Below are 3112 nucleotides of genomic sequence, written 5' to 3' on the forward strand. Positions count from 1 at the left end.
GGCCGTGGCCATCGTGCTGCAGCACCGCAAGGCTTCGATCTCGCTGGTGCAGCGACATTTACGCATCGGCTACAACCGCGCGGMACGCTTGCTGGAACAAATGGAGCAATCCGGGCTCGTAAGCACCATGTCCACCAATGGCAACCGCGAAATCTTGTTGCCCAAGCGTGATGAATAGTTTCGGCTCTGTTGCGCGCCTCGTGGCCGTCGCGGCTATGGCGTGTATCACCACCGGCGCTTGGGCCGATGCGTCTGAATCGCTGCGCGCCTTCGTGCGTGATGTGAAGTCCGGCAAGTCAACCTTTACGCAGACCGTGACCTCGCCCGATGGCGCGAAGCAGAAGGTCTCGTCCGGCAACTTCAGCTTCGCGCGGCCGAACCGCTTTCGCTTCGACTACGCCAAGCCCTACGCGCAAACCATCGTCAGCGACGGCATCAAAGTCTGGTTCCACGACCCGGATCTGAACCAGGTCACGGTGCGCAAGATGGGCGACGCACTCGGCAGCACGCCGGTCGCGCTGTTGACCGGGTCATCGATCGAGAAGAATTTCGAGCTGAAGAACCAGCCCGACAAGGACGGCCTCGAATGGGTGCAGGCCACGCCGCGCGAAACCGGCGGCACGATCCAGTGGCTGAAGGCCGGCTTCAAGGGCAAGGCCTTGATGGCGGTCGAGATCGCTGACAGCTTCGGCCAGCGTTCGCTGCTGAAGCTCAACGACCTGGCCACCGAGGTGGCGCTGCCGGCGACCACCTTCAGCTTCAACATCCCGGCTGGCGCCGACGTGTCGGAACAGTAGCCGCCGGCGATTCAGAAACGGCAAGGGCGCCTCTTGGGCGCCCTTTTTCGTGGTCGGGGACCGGCGATGCTCAGTGCATCGCGGTGTCGGCGTCCATCAGGCCCATGTCGGGCGCGGTCATCATCTGCTCGATGTCCATCAGGATCAGCATGCGCTCGTCGTCGCCATGCTTGATGGTGCCCAGGCCGGTGATGTAAGAGGCGTCGATCGCGCCGTTGAATTCCGGCGCATGCTTGATCTGGCCCGGAGCCAGTTCGAGCACGTCGCTGACCGAGTCGACCACCATGCCCACCGTGCGGTTGCCGATGTTCAGGATGATCACGACGGTGAAGCTGTTGTACTGCACATCCGCCAGCTGAAAGCGCAGGCGCATGTCGACGATCGGCACGATCACGCCGCGCAGATTCACGACACCCTTGATGAAGTGCTGGGTGTTGGCGATGCGGGTCGGCGGCTCGTAGCCGCGGATTTCCTGCACGCGCAGGATGTCGATGCCGTATTCCTCGCTGCCCAGCTTGAAGGACAGGTACTCGCGCGGTGCGCCGGCCGTGGCAGCAGCGGCGACGGGGGCGCCCATCGTGGGGGCGGGGCGGTTTTCAGTGGGGGTGGCGCTCATCGCGGGTCTCCTTCGGGACTTCTGGGGTCAACAGRCTGCAGTTTCCGTCCACGTCCCCGGGAACCAAAGCGTGAATAAGGGCCACCCGGTCGGGCAATTCGGTGCTTCGCGCCTTCGCGCCACAATCCGTCAATGCCCCGGCAAGATGCCCTTTTCGACGACCAAGACCTGCCTGAGGCTGGCGACAGCCGCGAGTCGCCGGCCACCCCGCCTGCCACGGCGCCGCTGGCCGAGCGCCTGCGCCCGCGCCACCTCGACGAGGTGATTGGCCAGGTCCACCTGCTGGGTCCGGGCAAACCATTGCGCGTGGCCTTCGAGCAGGGCCGCCTGCATTCGATGATCCTGTGGGGCCCGCCGGGGGTGGGCAAGACCACCTTGGCCCGGCTGGTGGCGGGCGCAGTCGATGCGAAATTCATTGTCCTCTCGGCGGTGTTGTCCGGCGTCAAGGAGATTCGCGACGCGGTCGCGCAGGCCGAACTGGCCCGCGCGCAGGGCAAACGCACGATCGTCTTCGTCGACGAGGTGCACCGTTTCAACAAGGCGCAGCAGGACGCGTTCTTGCCGCACGTCGAGTCGGGCCTGTTCACCTTCATCGGGGCCACGACAGAAAACCCGTCGTTCGAGGTCAACTCGGCGCTGCTGTCGCGTGCGACGGTGCATGTGCTGAAGTCACTCGAAGACGACGACCAGCAACAGCTGCTGTCGCGGGCGCGTGAGTTGCTCGCCGCGCCTGAGTTGGTGCCTGCCGCTGCGCAACGCTTGATCGGCTACGCCGATGGCGACGCACGCCGCCTGCTCAACGCCTACGAGAACCTGGTCACGCAGCTCGGGCATGATGTCGAACGCATCGATGAAGCGATGCTCGAGCGCTCGCTGGGTGAACAACTGCGCCGCTACGACAAGGGCGGTGATCAGTTCTACGACACGATCTCGGCACTGCACAAGTCGGTGCGCGGCTCCGACCCCGATGCGTCGCTCTACTGGTTCGCGCGCATGCTCGATGGCGGCGCCGATCCGCGCTACCTGGCGCGCCGCCTGGTGCGCATGGCCAGCGAGGACGTCGGCAACGCCGACCCGCGTGCGCTGCGGTTGACGCTGGACGCGGCAGAGACCTACGAGCGCCTCGGCACACCCGAGGGCGAGCTGGCCCTGGCGCAAGCGGTGGTCTACCTCGCGGTGGCGCCCAAATCGAACGCGGTCTATGCCGCATGGAACGCGGTGCGTGCCTTCGTCAAACAAGACCAGACACGCCCGGTGCCCGCACATCTGCGCAACGCGCCAACCAAGCTGATGAAGGCGTTGGGCCATGGCCAGGGCTACCGCTATGCGCATGACGAGGCCGATGGCTTTGCCGCCGGCGAGCGCTATTGGCCCGATGGCCTGGAGCCGCCACCGCAGTTCTATCAGCCGGTGCCGCGTGGGCTGGAGCTGCGCATCGGCGAGAAGCTGGCCGAGTTGCGCCGGCTCAATGAAGAAGCCCATCAGGGCCCAGCCGACACACCGGACGCTGAAGGCGAGCAATAGGGCTCTGGCCCTGTGGCGAGGCGGCCCCACTCAGGGGGTAAGCCCGAGGCGGGTGTGTGTAAGCGGTTCCTACAATCCCCGCGATCAGGGGCCGTTCAGGCTCGGCCGTACCACACCGGGAGACCCACTCGATGGATATCTTCGTACAACAGATCATCAACGGCTTGGTATTGGG

Annotated in this window: 4 protein-coding genes; 3 read left to right on the plus strand and 1 reads right to left on the minus strand. The window is 65.3% G+C overall.

The window, feature by feature from the left end:
• Positions 1-178, plus strand: a 178-nt coding sequence (locus tag AC1DYI_RS30805) for a DNA translocase FtsK (protein WP_477207925.1), incomplete at its 5' end; no start/stop codon positions are given.
• Positions 171-797, plus strand: coding sequence for an outer membrane lipoprotein periplasmic chaperone LolA (gene lolA / locus AC1DYI_RS30810; protein WP_477207922.1), 627 nt, complete (start codon positions 171-173; stop codon positions 795-797). The genes AC1DYI_RS30805 and lolA, both read left to right, overlap by 8 nt.
• Before the next feature lie 70 nt (positions 798-867).
• Here the strand turns inward: lolA and AC1DYI_RS30815 are convergent, their stop codons facing one another.
• Entirely contained in the window at positions 868-1413 is a 546-nt protein-coding gene (locus AC1DYI_RS30815; RefSeq protein WP_477207923.1) for a chemotaxis protein CheW, read from the minus strand.
• A 132-nt stretch (positions 1414-1545) separates the two neighbouring features.
• On the opposite strand from AC1DYI_RS30815, the gene AC1DYI_RS30820 reads away from it, so the two are divergent.
• On the plus strand, positions 1546-2937 hold the full coding sequence (locus AC1DYI_RS30820) for a replication-associated recombination protein A (protein WP_477207924.1): 1392 nt from the start codon (positions 1546-1548) through the stop codon (positions 2935-2937).
• Positions 2938-3112 lie beyond the last annotated feature (175 nt).

This window comes from Ideonella sp. P3_A4 (assembly GCF_056403075.1).